General features: G+C 74.7%; 11 protein-coding genes and 1 riboswitch. Of the genes, 5 read left to right on the top strand and 6 right to left on the bottom strand.

Annotated elements, in window-relative coordinates; all coding sequences use genetic code 11:
* Positions 1-343: 343 nt before the first annotated feature.
* A complete protein-coding gene (locus tag ACZ6B8_RS12340; protein WP_471607215.1) occupies positions 344-1,657 on the bottom strand; it encodes a molybdopterin-dependent oxidoreductase in 1,314 nt (437 codons plus the stop codon).
* Positions 1,658-1,771: 114 nt separating this feature from the next.
* On the opposite strand from ACZ6B8_RS12340, the gene ACZ6B8_RS12345 reads away from it, so the two are divergent.
* Positions 1,772-3,160 carry a hypothetical protein gene (locus tag ACZ6B8_RS12345; RefSeq protein ID WP_471607216.1) on the top strand — a complete coding sequence of 463 codons (1,389 nt, stop codon included), beginning with the start codon at positions 1,772-1,774 and terminating at the stop codon, positions 3,158-3,160.
* 49 nt (positions 3,161-3,209) lie between these two features.
* On the opposite strand, the gene ACZ6B8_RS12350 is transcribed toward ACZ6B8_RS12345, so the two are convergent.
* On the bottom strand, positions 3,210-6,713 hold the full coding sequence (locus ACZ6B8_RS12350; RefSeq protein ID WP_471607217.1) for an AfsR/SARP family transcriptional regulator: 3,504 nt from the start codon (positions 6,711-6,713) through the stop codon (positions 3,210-3,212).
* 190 nt (positions 6,714-6,903) lie between these two features.
* Positions 6,904-9,015 (bottom strand): asparagine synthase-related protein, encoded by a 2,112-nt coding sequence (locus ACZ6B8_RS12355; RefSeq protein WP_471607218.1) that lies wholly within the window; start codon positions 9,013-9,015, stop codon positions 6,904-6,906.
* A gap of 873 nt (positions 9,016-9,888) precedes the next feature.
* Here ACZ6B8_RS12355 and ACZ6B8_RS12360 point away from each other — a divergent pair.
* The 4 genes from ACZ6B8_RS12360 to ACZ6B8_RS12375 all read left to right on the top strand — a co-directional run bounded on the left by ACZ6B8_RS12360 (position 9,889) and on the right by ACZ6B8_RS12375 (position 15,552).
* On the top strand, positions 9,889-11,334 hold the full coding sequence (locus ACZ6B8_RS12360) for an MFS transporter (protein WP_471089836.1): 1,446 nt from the start codon (positions 9,889-9,891) through the stop codon (positions 11,332-11,334).
* A 202-nt stretch (positions 11,335-11,536) separates the two neighbouring features.
* On the top strand, positions 11,537-12,754 hold the full coding sequence (lhgO, locus tag ACZ6B8_RS12365) for an L-2-hydroxyglutarate oxidase (RefSeq protein ID WP_471090087.1): 1,218 nt from the start codon (positions 11,537-11,539) through the stop codon (positions 12,752-12,754).
* A gap of 439 nt (positions 12,755-13,193) precedes the next feature.
* Positions 13,194-14,075 carry a tRNA (guanosine(46)-N7)-methyltransferase TrmB gene (gene trmB / locus ACZ6B8_RS12370; protein WP_471089839.1) on the top strand — a complete coding sequence of 294 codons (882 nt, stop codon included), beginning with the start codon at positions 13,194-13,196 and terminating at the stop codon, positions 14,073-14,075.
* Positions 14,076-14,118: 43 nt separating this feature from the next.
* Positions 14,119-15,552 carry a PrsW family intramembrane metalloprotease gene (locus tag ACZ6B8_RS12375; protein WP_471607219.1) on the top strand — a complete coding sequence of 478 codons (1,434 nt, stop codon included), beginning with the start codon at positions 14,119-14,121 and terminating at the stop codon, positions 15,550-15,552.
* A gap of 11 nt (positions 15,553-15,563) precedes the next feature.
* Here ACZ6B8_RS12375 and ACZ6B8_RS12380 read toward each other — a convergent pair whose 3' ends face one another.
* The 3 genes from ACZ6B8_RS12380 to ACZ6B8_RS12390 form a co-directional block, all read right to left on the bottom strand.
* A complete protein-coding gene (locus ACZ6B8_RS12380; RefSeq protein ID WP_471607220.1) occupies positions 15,564-16,508 on the bottom strand; it encodes an aldo/keto reductase in 945 nt (314 codons plus the stop codon).
* Positions 16,509-16,640: 132 nt separating this feature from the next.
* Positions 16,641-17,720, bottom strand: coding sequence for a M23 family metallopeptidase (locus tag ACZ6B8_RS12385; protein ID WP_471089848.1), 1,080 nt, complete (start codon positions 17,718-17,720; stop codon positions 16,641-16,643).
* Positions 17,721-17,731: 11 nt separating this feature from the next.
* Positions 17,732-17,915: riboswitch (cyclic di-AMP (ydaO/yuaA leader) on the bottom strand.
* Between the two features lie 221 nt (positions 17,916-18,136).
* Entirely contained in the window at positions 18,137-19,279 is a 1,143-nt protein-coding gene (locus ACZ6B8_RS12390) for a PP2C family protein-serine/threonine phosphatase (RefSeq protein ID WP_471089851.1), read from the bottom strand.
* Positions 19,280-19,283 lie beyond the last annotated feature (4 nt).

A 19,283-nucleotide genomic window follows, 5' to 3' on the forward strand; every position in this document is an offset into this window, starting at 1 on the left:
TGCCCGCTGATCAGCGGAAACCATACGAGCAGGAGCAGACCGGAGAGCGCGACCGGCACTCGGACGTAACCGGCCCGCTCCCGCCGCCGCGACGCCACCGTGCGCACGAGGAAACGGTCGAGCCCCGCGTACACGGGCAGCAGCACCAGGTCGTGTACGAGCGCCGCCCCCACGAACCACGCGGACACACCGAGCCAGTCACCCGCGAGCAGCCGCACCCCCGCGTACCCCGCCAGGGCGAACGAGCAGCCAAGGAGCAGGAGTTGCAACGGGCTCCCCATCGGAAGACCCCTCAACGGAAGACCCCTCGACGGAAGGCTTCCCGACCGCCCCTTACGCCCCATCACAGCTCCCCGAACGTCATACGAGCCACCCACTTGGTGTTGAGCACGCCCGGCGCGGCGGGCACGATCACTCGCGCCGGATAGCCGTGATCCGGGGTCAGGTCCGCGCCGTTGACCTGGAGAGCCAGCAACGAACGGGCGTCGGCGACCTGGTTGGCGCGCAGAGCCGCGCGGCGGAACGCGCCGCGCCGCTGGAGTGACTCCACCAGCACATCCGGCGGATCGCCGTACCCGACCAGCTCCGCGAGGTCCCGCAGCCGTACGCCCCACCACCGCTGGTCGGACGTCGACCACCCCTCCACACAGGCGATGGGCAACGCGGCGTCGTGCAGGGGCAGTTCGAGGAGGTCGGCGCGGCTCAGCCGGACCGTGCCGGCGCGCCCGGCGACCACGAGCCGCCACGCGTCCTCGCCCGTCTCGCGCTCCTGGATCCCCGCGTACGAGGCCGTCTTGTTGATCTGGAAGGCACCGGGGCCCGTGCCCGGCTCGGGGCCGCCGTGCGGGGCGAGCAGTGCTGTCTCGCGGAGCGGGCCGTCGAAACTGTGGCCGGCCGTCGTCCCGAAGAGCAGCAGCGAGCCGCCGCCCACCAGGCCGAGCGCGCCGCGCCGGGACACGGTCGGCTCGGCCGGCCGCGGCGACACCAGCTCCTCCGCGGACGCCTCCCTCTCCCGCGCCCTCTGCCCCGGCCCCCGCGCCCTCTCCCCCGTCTCCCGTCCGTCCCCCGCCGGCCGTGACGAGCGCAGCACGTGCAGGTTGCGCAGGGCGACGGGCACCCGCAGCACCGCGTGCGTGACGAACGCGGCGATGAACACCCACGCCCCGTAGAAGTGCAGCGGGTAGAAGGAGCCGGGGAAGAGGTAGTCGAGCTGGACGTTCAGGACACCCGTCACGAACTCGAAGAGCGCCCCACCCACCAGGAGCAGCAGCGAGAGCCGTTCCAGCGCGTGCGCGAAGGAACGGGCGGGCGGCAGCGCGAACAGCTTGGGCACCACCGACCACAACTTCGCGAGCAGTACGGGGATCAGGGTGACGCCGAGCGTGACGTGCACGCCCTGGGTGAGCCGGTAGAGCCAGGGCGGGCCGGTGGGCCAGGCGAAGAGGTAGAAGCCGAGCAGCCCCTTGTCCGGGGTCTTGTCGTTCACCGGCGCCAGGTCCGGGTTGTACGCGGCGTACGAGAGCAGTCCCGTCACGAACAGCAGGGTGATCCCGACGAGCAGGACGACGCCGAGCACGGAGGTGAACCAGGGGCCGCGCACGGGGCTGCGCCAGAAGCCGGGCGAGGTGGGGAGCCGTGGATCGCGTGGATCGCGCATGCTCCGACGTTAGGCCGGGACCGGGCCGCGAAGGGGCGTACGACTCATGACGAAACGCTGACGTCAGGGCCGTGATCGGCCCCGTACGGCCGGTGCCGCCCTAGCGTTCCTGACGTGAACCGTGATCTCCGCCGCGACCGCCCCGACCGCTCCGGCCGCCGTGATCTGGGCGTCGCCCTGGTCGCCGCCCTGCTCGTCGGGACGGCTGTCCTGGTCGGTACCGCCATCGAGCGCGCGGACGGCACCCTGCACGTCCGCTGGCCCCCGCTGTACGCGCACTGGGACCCGCACATCGGCCCCGGCACCCCGGCCGCGTGCGCCGTCGCGGCCGCCGTCGTCGCGTACGGTCCCGCGCTGGCCGGCCGGCTGCCGTGGCGGGCGCTGCTCGGCGCGGTGTGGGGGACGACCGCGGCCTGGACGTTCGCGCTCGCGCTGATCGACGGATGGCGGCGCGGTGTCGCGGGACGGCTCACCACCAAGTACGAGTATCTGCAGGTCATCGACCGCTTCGACGACATCCACGGCACCCTGCGGGACTTCACCGGGCACATCCTGATCGACTCCCCCGGCCACTGGCCCGCGCATGTCGCCGGTCATCCGCCGGGCGCCACCCTCACCTTCGTGCTGCTCGACCGGGTGGGGCTGGGCGGCGGGGCCTGGGCCGGGGTCTGGTGCGTCGTCGTCGGCGCCACGGCGGGCGTCGCCGTGCTGGTGGCGGTGCGGGCGCTCGCCGGTGAGGCCCTCGCGCGGCGGGCGGCGCCGTTCCTGGTCCTCGCGCCCGCCGCTGTGTGGATGGGCACGTCGGCGGACGGCTACTTCGCGGCGGTCGCCGCCTGGTCCCTCGCGCTGTTCGCGCTGGCGGTGACGGGGTGCAGGCCCCGGATCTCGGCTTGGGCCGCGGGGCTGCTCTTCGGGCTGACCTGCTACCTCTCGTACGGGCTCACGCTGTTCGCGCTCATCGGCGCGGGCGTACTCCTCCTGGGCCGCACCCGGGGCAGGGCGCGACCGGCGGTGCTGCCCCTGGTGCTGGCCGGGTTCGTCGTCGTGCCTCTGCTGTTCACGCTCGCCGGCTTCAACTGGTGGGAGGCGTACCGGCTGCTCGTCGAGCGCTACTACCAGGGCGCGGGCGGCATCCGGCCCTACGGATACTGGGTGTGGGCGAACCTCGCGTGCACGGTCCTCGTGGTGGGCCTCGCGACGGTGGCGGGCCTGCGCCGGGCGACGGTCACACTCGTCGGGCGGCGCCGCGACATCCTGGCCCGGCCGGACGGACCGGACCCCGCCGCCGCACCCGGACTGGCCCTGCTCGTCCTCACCGCGCTGCTCGCCCTTCTCGTCGCCGATCTGTCCGGCATGAGCAAGGCGGAGACGGAGCGCATCTGGCTCCCGTTCGCCCTCTGGCTCCTCCCGGCGGGCGCCTTCCTCCCCCGGCCCCGGCCCTGGCTCACCGCCCAGGCGACCCTCGCACTCCTGATCAACCACTTGCTGGCGACGGGGTGGTGACGGCGGAGGATGCCGACAGAACCGGGCGCCGCCAAAGCCGACCGGTCCGCTAGGACCCCGTCTCGGTCCCCGTCCCCGGACGCGCCCCCGGAACCGCTCCCGCCCCCGCGGTCAGCTCCGCGAGGACCTCGTCGGTGGTCAGCGCGGTGCCCGCCGCGCGCTCCCGTTCGTAACCGTCCGGGCCGAGCGCGGTGCGGCCCGTCCGCTCCACGCGCTCCGCCGCCGCGGCCTCCGGCATGGGGCGGGCGTTGCCGCCGCGCAGGGCCGTGCCGGCGGCGAGCACGCGGACCGCGCGCGGGTGGTCGCCCAGGTCGCTCAAGAACGCGGCGCCGGTGTCCACCAGACCCGCCTGGATCACCTCCGAACACGCGGTCGCCCGCGCGCCGCGCAGCCCGTCGACGATCAGGGGCAGCGCCGCGGCCGGGCCCGACTCGATCGCGACGACGCGCGCCTCCACCCCGCCGAGGACCGCCTCGAACTGCGGGGGCGGTGTGCCGCCCGCCGTCTCCAGACGGGACTCGTCGCAGAGCCTGCGGGCCCCGGCGGCGTCCCCCTCGTCGAGCAGCAGCAGCGCCCTCAGCAGTCGTACGAAGGCACGCGAGTCCGTCACCCCGGACCGGTCGGCCTCCCGCGTCGCCTCGTCGAGCGCCTTGGCCGCCACGGCCCGCTCACCCTCGCGGTAGGAGATCTCGGCGAGCCGGGCGAGCAGGAACGGCGCCTCGGCGTAGGCCCCCACCTCGTACGCGAGGCGCAGCGCCTCCTCGTACTCGGCGCGGGCCTCCTCGTGATGGCTGCGGGCCATCGCCGCCTCGCCCGCCGCGCTGCACACCTGGGCGCGCATCCAGCGGTCGCCCACGCGCCGGCTCAGCGCCCGCAGCTCCCTCAAGTCCTCGTCCACGCCCGAGAGATGACCCGGCATGTCGACGGCCATGTGGGTGCGGAACATGAGGATGACGCCGAGGTCCCAGTCGCTCCCGTACCTGCGGCAGTTCTCGACCGAGCTGTTCAGCGGCGCCAGGGCGTCCACGTGCGTGCCACCGGTGAAGAAGATGGTGAACGGCCAGATCAGCCCGGGGAAGCGGGCGGCCTCGGGCCCCGACCGCATGAACGCCGTGCGCAGCGACTCCACGTACGGCGGGGCGAACCAGCCGCCGTCACCGCCACCGCTCCCCCCGTCCCCGTCGGCGCCGCCGCCTCTCTCCTCGCTGTTTCCGCCGAGGCCCCTGGACTCGGACATCAGGAACAGGTGCAGCAGCCGGAGGTTCATCCACGGCCAGTAGAGCGGGTCGTCCTCGTCGGGCAGGCCCTCCGGAGCGAGCGCCACGACGCGGCCCATCCAGTCGGTGCCCTCCCTGCGGTAGTTCCGCAGCCACCAGAACCAGCCCGTGTTGAGCACGATCGCGATCGCGGCCGCCGCGTCACCGGAGTCGATGGCGCGCTGAAGGGCCGCCCGGATGTTGTCGAGCTCGGTCTCCAGGCGGGTGATCCAGGGGAGTTGTTCCGCGGAGCGCAGCAGCGGCTCGGCCCGCGCGACGAGCTCCGCGAAGTACGCGGCGTGCCGCGCCCCGGCGGCGGCGAGCAGCTCCGGGGTCTCGGCGGCGCGCTCGGTCGCGTACTCGTGGATGGTCTCCAGGAGCCGGTAGCGCATGCCGGTGTCCTCGGGGCCGGCCGCCGGGACGGTCACGACGAGGGACTTGTCGACCAGCGCGCCGATCAGGTCCGTGGCGTGGGCGGTGCAGACGGCCTCCGCCGCCGGGAGGTCCCAGCTGCCGGCGAAGACCGACACCTCGCGGAGCACGGTCCGCTCGGCCTCGTCCAGCAGCTCCCAGGACCAGTCGACGACGGCACGCAGGGTCTGCTGGCGGGGCAGGACCGTGCGGCTCCCGCTGGTCAGGAGGCGGAAGCGGTCGTCGAGGCGGTCGGCGATCTGGCGCGGGGTGAGCAGCCGCAGGCGGGCCGCGGCCAGCTCGATGGCGAGCGGCAGGCCGTCGAGACGGCGGCAGATCTCGGCGACGGCCGCCGCGTCCTCCCCGGCGTCGAAGCCGGGCCGCACCGCCGTGGCCCGCTCGGTGAAGAGGCGGTGCGCCGGGTCGGGCGGGAGCGGCTCCACCGGGCGCACCGACTCGCCGGGCACGCCCAGGGGTTCGCGACTGGTGGCGAGGATGGTGAGACCCGGGCAGCGGGTGAGGAGGGTCTCGGCGAGTTCGGCGGCGGCGTCGATCACATGTTCGCAGTTGTCAAGGAGCAGGAGCAGGCTGCGCTGGGCGCAGTGCTCGACGAGCAGGGTGACCGGGTCGTCCTGCGGCGCGGTCAGCTCGCTGGTCATCAGGACGGTCTCGCGCAGGCCGAGCGCGCTGACGACAGCACCGGGCACCGCCTTCGGATGGTCGAGCGGGGCGAGCTCGGCCAGCCATGCCTGCGGATGCCCGGCGGCGGCTTCCTCGGCGAGGCGGGTCTTGCCGGAGCCGCCCGGTCCGGTGAGAGTGACGAGGCGGGCCCTGTGCAAGTCCGAACGGATGGCGGCGAGTTCTGGTTCCCGCCCGACGAAAGACGTCAGACGGCCGCGGATGTTCCCGTTCCGCTCGGTGGGAGTGGGGGTGGGAGTGAGGGTGGGGCGGGGTGCGTGAGGAGAGGAGGGGGTGGAGTCTTCGATGGGGCTGGTGGGGCCTGTAGGGCTGGCGGGACCGGCGGTGCTGGTGGGACCGGTGGGACCGGTGGGTCCGCCCACCTCGCCCACGAGGGCCGCCTGTTGACCGGTCCCACCGCCCCCGCGCCGGGCCGCCCCGCCGCCCCGCGTCTCGCGCCACGCCCCCGTATCGGCCCCCGCAGTCCCCTCCGAGCCTGCGAGCAACTGCGCGTGCAGGGACCGCAGTTCCGGGCCCGGATCGGTGCCGAGCCCGTCGGCGAGGGCGCGGCGCGCCTCCTCGTACGCGGCGAGGGCGTCGGCCCCGCGCCCGGCGTCGCGCAGGGCGCGGATCAGCAGGGCCCGCAGTGTCTCGTCGTACGGGTGGGTGGCGGTGAGCGCGCGCAGTTCCGGTACGACATCGGGGGCGCGGCCCAGCAGCAGGTCCGTCTCGATCCGCGAGCGGACGGCCTCGGCGCGCAGGGCGTCGGGGCGCGCCGCGGCGCTTGCGTCGGGCAGGTCGGCGAGGGCAGGGCCGCGCCACAGGGCGAGCGCGTCCCGCAGGGTCTGGGCGGCGGCGGCCGGGTCGTCGCGGTCCAGGTACGCCCGGCCCTCGCGCGCGAGACGCTCGAAGCGGTGCAGGTCGACGTCGTCCGGGGCGACCGCGAGGCGGTAGCCGCCGGGAGCCGAGACGACGGCGTCCCTGCCCAGGACGCGGCGCAGGCGGCCGACGAGGGCCTGGAGAGCGGCGGTCGCGTCGGCCGGCGGATCGTCCGTCCAGACCTCGTCGATGAGGGCGGTGACGGTGACCGTGCGGTTCGCGTGCAGCGCGAGGGCGGCGAGCAGGGCCCGCAGCCGCTGGCCCCCTACGGGCAGGGGCGCGCCTTGGTCGTCGTACGCCTCGGTGGCGCCCAGGATTCTGTACCGCACCACGTCATTCTCTCCGGAGGAGCGCGCCGGGGCGCCTGCTTTCTTTTCCGGAGCGTGGCGCACGGAACGACGGCCACTGGACGACGGCCGCGCGACGACACCTCAGGCCCCGCCCTCAGGGAGACCTCGCCCCGTCAGACGCACGGCTCCCTGGAGGCCCACACCCCGCACACCCCTGGACCTGCGCCCCTCAAACCGCCGGCGCCCCACTGGAGGGCCGGCGCCCCGCCCCCAGGGCGCCCCGTTGCGGAACCACGCTCCCCGTAGGGACCGCTCGTTGGCGAGCCGGAGTGCCCGTCCAGCACGTTCCTCTCCGCGACAGCAGTCGCCGCAGCCACAGTTCGGTGGAGACCAGGTCGGCCAGGCCGTCCAGGGGGAGCGGTTCGCCCTCGGCGGCCGAGCGCAGCGCCTTGCGGACGACGCGGGCCTCGACCAGGCCCGCCTGGGCCAGCAGAGGCGTGTCGAAGAGGTCGATCAGGTCGTCGACGGCCACGCGGATGCCGGTGCGGGCGACGGCCGTGTGCGACGCGTCGGAGGGCGCACCCCACCCGGACGGCAGTTCGGTGACCCCGGCGCCCTCCAGGACCGTGCGCAGGATCGCGGCCCGCGCCCCGGGCCGGACCCGCAGCGCCTCGGGGAGCGCGCGGCAGGCGCGGACGACCTGGTTGTCCAGGAACGGCGCGTGCAGGCGCTGGAAGCGCACCTCGGCCGCCTGCTCGAGGACGCGCAGGTCGGCGGCGTGCCGGGCGAGGGCCGCCCGCGCGCGGAACTCGCCGGGGCGCTGGCCGGGCCCGCCCGGACGCATCGTCCGGTCCTGGAGACGAACCGATACTTCAGCGAGGGCCTCACCGGTCAGCCAGCGCGCGGCCGGGCCGGGTCTGGCCCACGTGAGGGCGGCGAGCGACGCCCCGACGGCTCCGCCCGGTTCGTCGAAGCGGCGGTGCAGCAGCCGGTCGGCGAGTGAGTCGACGCCCGCGCGGTGCGGCATACGGGCCAGCTTGCGCGCGGCGCCGTACACGCGCGCGGGGACCAGTACCGAGCCGTCGGCCTTCGTCAGCGCCGCGACGGGGCGCACCAGGTGGCGGCGTTTGCGGTCCATCAGGAGGTCGGCGAGGCGGGCCGGGTGGGCGTCCAGGACCTGCCGGGCGCCGTAGCCGGTGAAGTGGTCGGCGCTGCCCGAGGAGAGCCGGGCGCGGTGGCGCTGGGCGGAGACCAGGACGGCGCTGGGCTCGTCCGTCAGGGGCCCGTCCAGGTCGGCGTAGGGCAGGGCGTCCTCGCCCGCGGCGACGACCACGTGGTGCAGGCGGGGGTTGGCGGCGATGGCGCCGGCCCGCTCCAGTTCGCCCTCGCGGCCGTCGACGGCCAGGTCGTTGAAGGTGACGGCGAGGAGCCGCTCGCCCGCGCCCGTGCCGTGGCCGAGGACGGTGCCGGGCATGCCGGGCAGGCCGGCCGCGAGGAGGGCGAGGGTGCCCGACGCGGGGCCTCCGGAGAGGTCGGCCCCGATGCCGGGCACCGGCATGCCGCGGGCCGCGCGCCGTTCGGCGGGGCCCATGCCGGGCACCGGGCCGGGGTCGATGTCCGTGCCGGGCACGTGGCGGGGGGCGGTGAGGCGGGCGCGTACCGCCTCGACGAGCGCGTCCCGCACGCCGTCCACGGCGCTGTCGGCGTCGCCCGGAGGCGCCGCCACGGCCAGCGAGGCCACCGGTTCGTACCCGGCGATCTCCCGTGCGCCCGCGCGCAGGATGAGCGCGTGCCCCGGTGGCACGCGCCGCACGCCCTGGTAGGGGGTCGAGTCGTGCAGCGCCTCGGGGACGTCGGGGGCGGCGAGCAGCGCGGCGAGGTGGCCGATGTCGAGGTGGGCCTCGATGAGGTCGGCCAGCGGGAGGGCGGCGGTCGCGTAGGCCGTGCCGCCGGCCCAGGCGGTGTGGAAGACGGGGCGGGCGCCCGCGAGATCGCCGGCGATCATGACGCGGCGGCCGACCTGGACCACTGCCGTATAACTCCCGGACCAGGCGGTGAGATGGCGCAGGGCGCCGCCGCGGGCGGCGACGAGACCGACGCGGAGTTGCTCGTCGGAGGCGCCGCAGGTGCCGAGCACCGCGATGCGGGTCTGCTCGTCGGCCGTCACTGTCCGTACTTCGTCGGCGCGCCAGTCGCCCACCGCCCAGAGCGGATCCGGGTCGCCCCACAGGAGTTGGGAGCCCACCGGGTGCACGGTCTCGCCGTCGTCACCGGTGGCTCCGGCCGAGCCCAGGACCGAGGATCTCGCGGTGGTACTGCTCCACCCCACCAACCACCGCATCGCCGCCTCCACAGGCTGTGGACGGCCCGCGGGCGAAGCGCCGCGGGGCCGGCCGACCAGTGCACCGAAGAACTGGGGTCCCATGCTGCCACGAAGGAGGCGCGCGGGAACGCCTACGGAGCCGCTCGCACACCGGCGAATGCGCCTGGAGGGAGCGGTGGTTGAAGGGCACAATGAAGGCCCGCTACGGGAAGGCGCCGCGCGAAGGCCCCGTGCCGACGGCGCACGCGGCACGCGCGCCCCGGCGCACACACCGGGGTGACGGGCGAATTGTCCCCTTCTGCGCTTGGGTGCTTTTCGGCCAAATCGGCCTGGGATGCGCCCAGGCCGGAACCGTTCGACGGCAACCCACAGCCCGGGAGGCGGTGTTCGCCTCCCGGACCGGTCCGCCGCCCGCGGGGATGGAGGCGGCGGTGTCCCCCAGCCCACTGACTCCAGCGCAGCGGGCCGACCCACGCATCGTCCATGGAAGCGCTCCCGTCATGGCCGGAGAAGAGCGCACGGACGGGCGCACGGCCACACGGCGGGAGCACGCCGAGGCATCGCCGCGCCTCCGCACGGGCAACAATCCCGCCATCCGGAACTGCGCCTCTTAACGCTTGGGATGCGGCGAACTACGCTGTGTGTGCTGATGTTTTCGCGGAGGCATATACCTGGAGGATCGGCCAAACGCTCTTGCGGCCGCTATTCCGGCCACTGCGCGCGGGGGCCCGGGCAGCACGCCCGGACCGCGGTGCACAGAGGTCCGGCCAGGGTGCCGTGGCACACGCCACGGGTCCCGGCCGAGGGTTTCGTTCGCCCCTGCGGGAACGCAGCACGAATGCCGTGCGGTCCAGCCACCGCCCGGCAGCCGTCTGTGTCGAGGGGTGGCGCATGTCCAGGGAGCAACGCGGGCCGAACGAAAAGCTCGGCACCGTTCTCGCCCTCGCGGGAATCAGCAATGCGGGACTCGCCCGCCGGGTCAACGACCTGGGCTCACAACGCGGGTTGACGCTCCGTTACGACAAGACATCGGTGGCCCGCTGGGTCTCCAAGGGCATGGTGCCCCAGGGCGCCGCGCCCCATCTGATCGCGGCGGCCATCGGGCAGAAGCTCGGCCGCCCGGTCCCGCTGCACGAGATCGGCCTCGCCGACGCCGACCCCGCGCCCGAGGTGGGCCTCGCCTTCCCGCGCGACGTGGGGGCCGCGGTGAAGTCCGCGACCGAGCTGTACCGCCTCGACCTGGCGGGCCGCCGCGCGGGCACCGGCGGCATCTGGCAGTCGCTGGCCGGCTCCTTCGCGGTGAGCGCCTACGCCACGCCCGCCTCGCGCTGGCTGATAACCCCGGCCGACAGCTCCGTGGCCCGCGACGTCTCCCGGGAGGCGGCGCGCGAGCTCGCGGCCGCCGAGGACGGCGCGCCCATGAAGGTCGGCCACAGCGACGTCCTGAAGCTGCGGGAGGCCGCCGAGGACGCCCGCCGCTGGGACTCCAAGTACGGTGGCGGCGACTGGCGTTCCTCCATGGTCCCGGAGTGCCTGCGGGTCGAGGCGGCGCCGCTGCTGCTCGGCTCGTACTCCGACGAGGTCGGCCGCGCCCTCTTCGGCGCGTCCGCCGAACTGACCCGGCTCGCCGGCTGGATGGCCTTCGACACGGGACAGCAGGAGGCAGCCCAGCGGTACTACATCCAGGCGCTGCGCCTCGCGCGCGCGGCGGCCGACGTCCCCCTCGGGGGGTACGTGCTGGCCTCCATGTCCCTCCAGGCGACGTACCGCGGCTTCGGGGACGAGGGCGTCGACCTCGCCCAGGCCGCCCTGGAGCGGAACAGGGGGCTGGCCACCGCCCGCACCATGAGCTTCTTCCGGCTCGTCGAGGCGCGCGCCCACGCGCGGGCCAACGACGCGCCGGCGGCGGGCGCGGCGCTGCGGGCCGCCGAGGGGTGGCTGGAGCGCGCCAGGGAGGGCGACAACGACCCGTCCTGGCTCGGCTTCTACGGATACGACCGCTTCGCGGCGGACGCCGCCGAGTGCTACCGCGACCTGAAGGCGCCCCGCCAGGTGCGCCGCTTCACCGAGCAGGCGCTGTCCCGCCCCACCGAGGAGTTCGTGCGCTCGCACGGCCTGCGCCTGGTGGTGTCGGCCGTCGCCGAGCTGGAGTCCGGGAACCTCGACGCGGCGTGCGAGCAGGGCACGCGGGCCCTGGAGGTCGCCGGGCGCATCTCGTCCGCGCGGACCACCGAGTACGTGAAGGACCTGCTGCACCGCCTGGAGCCGTACGGGGACGAGCCGCGGGTGGTGGAGCTCCGCGAGCGGGCCCGGCCGCTGCTGGTCGCCCCGGCGTAGGACCGGGGCCCGTGACCTTCACCACCACCGCTCCGCCTCCACCCCCGCCCGCGCCCGCGCCCGCGCCCGCCGCCGGGTTAACGGGGGGCCGGGCCCACGTGAACCGTCGCGGAGCGGTGCGGAAGGATCCGGCGCCCGAGGTTTGGCGGCGTTGTCAGTGGCGCAGGGCACTATCTGTGGTGGGAGGTGAGGCGCGGTGACGATGGTGACGTACGACTGCGACGTGCTGGTGATCGGCGGCGGGATCGTCGGTCTGGCGACGGCGTATGCCCTGTCGCGCACGGCGCCCGGCACCCGGATCACCGTCCTGGAGAAGGAGCCGGGCCCGGCCCGCCACCAGACGGGCCGCAACAGCGGGGTGATCCACAGCGGGATCTACTACCGCCCCGGCTCGCTCAAGGCGAGGTTCGCGGTCCGCGGCGCCGCCGAGATGGTCAAGTTCTGCGCGGAGTACGACATCGCGCACGAGGTCACCGGCAAGCTGATCGTCGCCACCGAGCGCGAGGAGCTCCCCCGCCTGCACGCCCTGGTCCAGCGCGGCAGGGAGAACGGCATCCCGGTCCGCGAGCTGGGCCCCGCGCAGATCACCGAGCACGAGCCGGAGGTCCGCGGCCTCGCCGCCATCCACGTCGGCACGACGGGCATCTGTGACTACGGCGCGGTGGCGGCCCGCCTGGCCGAGGCGTCCGGCGCCGAGATCCGCTACGGCGCGGCGGGCGACGCCGTCCGCATCGACCGCCGCCCCGACCGCGGCGTGGCCGTGCGCACCGCCGACGGCGCGATCGTCCGCGGCCGGGTCCTGGTGAACTGCGCGGGGCTGCACTGCGACGAGGTCGCGCGGCGCACCGGCGACGACCCGGGCATGCGGATCGTGCCGTTCCGCGGGGAGTACTTCGACCTGGCCCGCCCCGAGCTGGTGCGCGGCCTCGTCTATCCGGTGCCGGACCCGGCCTTCCCGTTCCTCGGCGTCCACCTCACCCGCGGCGTCGGCGGCGGCGTCCACGTGGGGCCGAACGCGGTCCCCGCGCTGGCCCGCGAGGGATACAGCTGGTCGGTCGTGCGCCCCCGCGAGCTCGCCGGGACCCTCGGCTGGCCCGGCTCCTGGCACATAGCCCGCCGCCACTGGCGGTACGGGGCGGGCGAGCTGCGCCGCTCCGCCTCCAAGGCCGCGTTCACCACGGCGGTGCGCAGGCTGCTGCCCGCGGTCCGCCCGGACGACCTGATCCCCGCCCCCGCCGGCGTCCGCGCCCAGGCGGTCCTGCGCGACGGCACGCTGGTCGACGACTTCCTGATACGGGAGGGCGCCCGCACGGTCCACGTCCTGAACGCCCCGTCCCCCGCGGCGACGGCGTCCCTGCCGATCGGCAGGGAGGTCGCCCGCCGCGCCCTGGCGGCGCTGCAGGAGACGGTGGCGGCGTAGCGGCCGGGGCCGCACTCCAGGGACCACGGGCCCGCACCCCGCACCCCGCGCCCCGCACCCCGCACCCCGCAACCCCGCACCCTGGACCGCGGCGGGGCCCGCGCTCGGAACCGAAGGAGCCGTGCACCGACCGTGGGATCCGCGCTCCCGGACGGTGAGAGCGCGCCCGAGAACGTACGACCGCGCCCCACCCCGTAAGCGCCCCGGTCCACGGAGGCCGTACGCCGGGAGCAGAGCCGTCCGACGCCACAGCCCAACAGCCCAGCCGAAGGCCGCCCCCGCCCGCTCCATGCCCCCGTGGCCAGGCCGGGACCGGCACACCGCGGAAAGGCGGCCCCGCCCGCTCAGCCCCCGGGCCGGGCCGATGCCACCGCGCCGCGGACCGCCCCTGCCCGCTCGCCGCACCCCACCCCCCGCCGCCCCGTAAAATTGCCGCACTGTGTCTGACTCACCCCACACCCCCGAAGCCCCCTCGCCGACCCCCGAAGCCCCGTCGCCGAGCGAAGCCGGCGCGCCCCGGCCCGGTGGCCGCCCGCAGGCCGCGCCCCGGTTTCCCGGCGGGCCCTCGCCCGACCCGGCCGGGTCGCACCACGAGCGGCGGATCCGCAGCTTCCAGCCCCGGCGCAGCCGGGTGACCACCAGCCAGGGCGACGCGCTGCGCCGGCTCTGGCCCGTGTGGGGCCTCGACATCGACGGGCTGCGCACGCTGGACCTCGCCGAGCTCTTCGGGGACGGCGAGAAGCCCTCCGACAAGCCCGTCGTCCTGGAGATCGGCTTCGGCATGGGCGAGGCCACCGCGCGGATGGCCGCCGCCGACCCGGACACCGGCATCCTCGCCGTCGACGTGCACACCCCCGGCCAGGGCAACCTCCTCGGCCTCGCGGAGCGCGGCGGCCTCACCAACGTCCGGGTGGCCAACGGCGACGCGATCATCCTGCTCCGCGAGATGCTCGCGCCCGCCTCCCTCGACGGCCTGCGCGTCTACTTCCCCGACCCCTGGCCCAAGGCCCGCCACCACAAGCGCCGCCTGATCCAGCCGGAGTTCCTGACCCTGGCCGCGCCCTCCCTCAAGCCCGGCGCGATCCTGCACTGCGCGACCGACTGGGAGCCGTACGCCGAGCAGATGCTGGAGGTGCTCACCGCGCACCCCGACTTCGAGAACACCCGGGCCGACGGCGGATATGCCCCGCGCCCCGAGTTCCGCCCCCTCACCCGCTTCGAGGGCCAGGGCCTCGGCAAGGGCCACGTCGTCCACGACCTGCTGTTCCGCCGGACCGCGAACCCGCCGAGCGGAATCACCGAGTCCGCCCCGGAGAACTGAGGCACCGTCGCGGCCACCCCCATCCCTCGTTAGGGTCAACGACGTGGCCACCAGTTCCCCGTATCCGATACCCCCCGAGGCGCCCGCCCCGAGGGAGCTGCGCCGCGTCCGCTGGTGGCAGCGGCGCGCGATACGCGGAGGCGCGCTCGTCACCCTGCTCGCCCTCTCCGGCCTGGTGATCCTCGCCCTGGTGCGGGAGCAGACGGGCACCGAGGGGTTCCTGGTCGGGCTCGGCCTCGCGGTCGTGCCCGTCCCGCTGCTCGTCGCCGCGTTCCGCTGGCTGGACCGGGTGCAGCCGGGGCCCTGGCGGAACCTCCTCTTCTCCTTCTCCTGGGGCGCCTGCGCGGCCGCCCTCGTCGCGATCGTGGCGAACAGCTTCGCGATCCGCTGGATAGCCACCGCCACCGCCGACCCCACCGGCGCCGACACCCTCGGCGCCACCGTCATCGCGCCGATCGTCGAGGAGAGCGCGAAGGCCGCCGCGATCCTGCTCGTCTTCCTCTTCCGCAGACGCGACTTCACGGGCCTCGTCGACGGCGTCGTCATAGCCGGGGTGACCGCGACCGGCTTCGCGTTCACCGAGAACATCCTCTATCTGGGCAACGCCTTCGTCACCGACCAGCTCAGCCGCGACAGCGGCCTCGCCTCCGTGACGGCCGCGACCTTCTTCGTACGGGTCGTCATGTCCCCGTTCGCGCACCCGCTGTTCACGGTCCTGACCGGCATCGGCTTCGGCTTCGCCGCGTTCGCCGCCGACCGCCACCACCTGCGCCGCGTGCTGCTCCCGCTCACCGGACTGCTGCTGGCGATGGGCATGCACGCCCTGTGGAACGGCTCGGCGGTCTTCGGGCAGTACGGCTTCTTCACCGTGTACGCGGCGTTCATGCTCCCGGCGTTCGGCCTGCTGACGTGGCTGGCCGTCTGGACCCGGCAGCGCGAGCTGCGCACGATCCGCGCGGAGCTGCCCGCGTATGTGGCGGCGGGCTGGCTCACCCCGCCCGAGCCGTACGCGCTGGGCTCGATGCGGGCCCGCGCGCTGGCCCGCGACTACGCCTCGTACACCTGGGGGAAGGCGGCGGCCCGCACGGTCGCCGAGTACCAGATGTACGCGACGTCGCTGGCGTTCCTGCGCCACCGCGGCCGGCGCGGCCGGGCCGGGGCCGACTTCGTGGCGCGCGAGCGGGAACTCCTCGAAAGGCTCTGGGAGCGGCGCGAGCCGGCCCGCCCCGCGCTCGCGTACGCGGCGCAGGCGACGGCACCGGTGGTCCGTCCGCTGCCCCCCGGCCCCTACGGGTCGTACGGGTCGTACGGGGCCTCCGGCGGGTACGGCCACCCGCACTACGGGGCGCCCGGCCCCGCCCCCTACGGATTCCCCCCGTACGGGCAGCCGCTCCCCCGGCCCCAGCCGGCGGCGAGCGGCCACCCCACGTACGACGCGGGATCCACGTACGGCCCCTACAACCCCTACCGCTCCTAGGCCCACCGCTCCTAGGCGGACGCTGCCGTCAGCCGCGCGATCTCCGCCGGCGTCAGCTCCAGGTCCGCCACCGCGAGCAGCGCCGGCAGCTGTTCGACCGTGCGCGCGGAGGCGATCGGCGCCGCCACCGTGGGCTGCGCGGCCAGCCAGGCGAGCGCCACGGTCGCGACCTGCGCGCCGTGCGCCTCGGCGATCTCGTCGAGCGCGGTCAGGACGCGCTCGCCCCGCTCGCTGCCCACGTACTGCGCGACCCCGCCGCTGCGGGCGCTCTCCACCTTCGTGCCCGGACGGTACTTGCCGGTGAGGAAGCCGGACGCGAGCGCGTAGTAGGGGACGGCCGCGAGGCCGGAGCGCGAGGCGACCTCCTGGAGCGGGCCCTCGTAGGTGTCGCGGGAGACGAGGTTGTAGTGCGGCTGGAGCGCGACGTAGCGCGCGAGGCCCTCGCGGTCGGAGAGGTCGAGGGATTCCTGGAGCCGCTCGGGGGTGATGTTGGAGGCGGCGATGGCGCGCACCTTGCCGTCCCGCACCAGTCCGTCGAGCGTCCCGATGATCTCCTCCACGGGGACCGACGGGTCGTCGTAGTGCGTGTAGTAGAGGTCGATGTAGTCGGTGCCGAGGCGGCGCAGGGAGGCGTCGATGCCGGCCTTGACGGTGGCCGGGGAGAGGCCCTTGAACTCGGGGTGGGCGCCGACCTTGGTGGCGATGACGACGTCGGAGCGGTTGCCGCGTCCGGCCAGCCATTCGCCGACGAGGGTCTCGGACTCACCGCCCTTGTTGCCCTCCACCCAGGCCGAGTAGACGTCGGCGGTGTCGATGAAGTTGCCGCCCGCGGCGGTGTAGGCGTCGAGGACGGCGAAGGAGGCGGCCCGGTCGGCGGTCCAGCCGAAGACGTTGCCGCCCAGGGAGAGCGGGAAGACCTCGAGGTCGGAGGAGCCGAGCGTACGCAGATGAGTCATGTGTTCCTCAACAAGGCCACCGGATGCGGAATTCCGTGCACGCACCACCGGACCGGCGGCCCTGGCGTCGGGGGGGATGCCGCCAGGACCGCCGGAGTGCGGAGGGAACTCAGCACCGCGCGGGCGCGGACCTCAGGGGTTCAGGCCCTTGCCCTGCAGCCAGCCGAGCGGGTCGATCCCGGTGCCTTCGGGCGTGTGGACCTCCAGGTGGAGGTGCGGCCCGGTGACGTTGCCGGTCGCGCCGACGCGGCCGATGACCTCGCCGGTGGTGACCTTCTGGCCCGCGCTGACATTGAGCGAGGACTGGTGGCAGTACCAGATCTCCGTACCGTCCTCGAGTTCGAGCACGGTGCGGTACCCGTACGCGCCCGCCCAGCCGGCCTCCTTGACGGTGCCGGTGTGCACGGCCTTGAGCGGGGTGCCCGTGGGCGCGGCGAAGTCGAGGCCGGTGTGGTGGCCGGAGGACCACATGGCGCCGGCGTCGCCGAAGTGCGAGGTGAGGGTGTACGAGGAGGTCGGGATGGCGTAGCTCTTGGCGAGCTTGGCCAGGCGCGCGGCCTCGGCCTTGGCCTTGCGGGCCTCCTCCGCCTTCTTCTTCTTGGCGGCGGCCTCGGCGTCCGCCTTCTTCTCGGCGGCCTTCTGCTGCGCGGCGGCCTCTTCGGCGGCCTTCTTGACGGCGGCGTCCTCGGCCGCGGTCCGTACGGCGGCGTCCGCCTGGTGCTGCTGGTTCTCGGCCTGCCGCATGATGCGGGCGCGCAGCGCCTCGCCCGCGTCGGTGGTGCCCTGCTCGGCGTCGACGGGACTGACGCCGGCGGCGGTGAGCGGGGCGGACGCGGCGGCGGCCGTCGTGGTGTCGGAGGAGTCGTCGGCCAGCAACGAGCCCACGCCCGGCAGGGACTTGGCCTCGGGGAGCGAGTCGGCGACGGCGGCCACGCCCGGCAGGTCGGGCATCGATATGGAGACCGGCGGCTTGCCGTCCTGCGCGGTGGCGATGCCGCCCGCGCCGACGGCGGCGATGACGCCCACGCCGAGGACGGTGGAGCTGCGGGCGAGCCCGCCGCCGCCCTTCTTGTGCACACGGTGCCTGCCGCGGACGGGCCGGACGGAATCCTCGGTGGGGTTCCACTCCTCGAACTGGTCCTCGTCGTACACGCCGAAGTCGTCGTCATTCGGTAGGTACACGGCTTGGGGGGCAGGCCGGTTGGACGCCACGGGGGCGCACTCCTTTCCTTCCTTCTCGCCTACCGGGTTAGCTGACGGGTTCGGAGCAGGAAGGTCTCCTACGGGCATCTGCCGGCGCGTGCGCGCATGACGGGATCGAGGCATGCGTGCATGGGCGGCAGAGGTCCGATTCACCCCAAGTTAGTGGTTCCCCGGCTCCCTTGCGGGATTAGGCGCGTGCGCGCGGAGCCGCCTCTAGTGACGGCTGGGACGACCGCGCTGCGTTATCGAACGTTAATAGACAGCGGGTCGGTATTCCAAGCTGTTCCGGTTGATCGTTAACGCCGACCGGCTGTACGTACCGGGACGCACGGGGGCGGAACGGGGCGAGTCGACCCCACCTCGGTCCGCACCGGAATTTCACATTCCCTTGACAGTACGTCAGATGTCATGCGGAGCGGCGCACTTCAGTCACCAGTGGTGACATCCGGATCCCCGGCGACCGGCCGGCGCACCGCGAGGAGCGCCATGTCGTCCGTCATCCCGCCCCCGGTGTGCCGTCGCACCTCCTCCGCGAGCGCGGCGAGCAGCGCCCGCGGGCCCCCGCGCCCCGGGAAGATCCGCCCGCCGAGCCGGGTCGCCGGATCGTAGAACTCCCCCGCCGCGTCCCGCGCCTCCGACAGCCCGTCCGTGTAGAACAGCAGCGTCGCGCCGGGCGGGAAGTCGGTCTCGTCGGCCCGGTCCGGCCAGATCCCCAGCTCACCCATGCCGAGCGGCAGCGCGGGCTCGCTCGCCGACATGACGCACAGCCGCCCGTCGCCGCGCAGCAGCAGCGGGGACGGGTGACCCCGGTTGATCAGCCGCACCCGGCCGTCGGCATGCCGGATCTCGGCGAGGACGGCGGTGGTGAACCCCTCGAAGGCGTCCAGGCCGTCGCGCCGGGTGCCCTCCCGGGCGAGGGCCCGCTCCAGGCGCTGCGCCACGGCCTCCAGCGTGGTCTCCTGCTCGGCGGCCTCCCGGAAGGCCCCGATGACGACGGCGACCGCGGCGACGGCGCCCATGCCCTTGCCGCGTACGTCGCCGACGATGAGCCGGACCCCGTACGGGGTGTCCTGCACCGCGTACAGGTCGCCCCCGATGAAGGCGTCGGCCTGCGCCGCCTCGTACCGTGCCGCGATGTCGAGCCCGCCGATCCGCGGGTCCGGCTCGGGCAGCACGGCGCGCTGGGTCGTCTCGGCGATGGAACGGGCGTTGGCGAGCCGGTCGTTGCCGCGGCGCACGACGCGGTTGATGACGATCGCGAGGGCCGCGACGGTGACCACGGTGAGCACCTCGGTGACGGCCTCGACATGGCTGCTGCCCACGTTCCCGAAGTGCAGGACGAGGACGGCGGCGGTGGCGGCGGCGCCGGTCAGGACGGTGCTCAGGAGCGAGTAGAAGGGGGCGGCGATCAGCGGGGCGGCCGTGAAGAGGGGCGCCGCGGTGAACTCGGGCGGGGTCGAGACGTCGTACACGACCCCGACGAGGAGCAGCAGGAGGGGGAGCGCGCGGACGAACGTCCGCTCGTGCGCGGTGGCACCCCTGTCGCCGGTTCCGCCTCGCTGCCCCACCGCT

This window comes from Streptomyces sp. NPDC041122, assembly GCF_055592445.1.